Annotated in this window: 1 protein-coding gene; it reads left to right on the forward strand. The window is 54.3% G+C overall.

What is annotated here, in order from left to right:
- The coding region (locus LN995_RS21770) for a hypothetical protein (RefSeq protein ID WP_394801840.1) at positions 1-481 on the forward strand (481 nt) is incomplete at both ends.

Here is a 481-nt window from a genome sequence, read left to right on the forward strand (position 1 = left end):
CAGTAAGCAGCAACGGTGTGGTGTGGGCCACACACAGCAATCCGACGACAGCAGATAACGTGAGTACACCCGTGGGAGCCGGAGTTGGAACCTTTACAGCAGAGCTTACAGAGCTATGGGGCAGTACCACCTATTACATTCGTGCCTATGCAACCAACAATGGTGGCACGGCCTATGGTCAGGTTGTCGAATTCCGCACAGCTCCGCCGGTAGCGCCAACAGTCGTTACTGCTGCTGCTTCAGTTATCTCTGGTACCGAGGCAGAAGGAGGAGGCGAGATTATCAGCCACGGCGGATCTCAGATTTCTACCAGGGGGCTGGTGTGGAGTACTGAGCCAAACTTTGATCCGGCTGGCGTATCACAAAGCCAACGTACAGCACAGAGCGGTTACGAGTTGGGCAGCTTTACGCATCAGTTGACTAACCTTACGCCTGGTACTACCTACTATATTCGGGCCTATGCTGAGAGCGAGGCTGGTTT

The sequence above is a fragment of the Pontibacter silvestris genome (assembly GCF_020907275.1).
Taxonomy (GTDB): domain Bacteria; phylum Bacteroidota; class Bacteroidia; order Cytophagales; family Hymenobacteraceae; genus Pontibacter; species Pontibacter silvestris.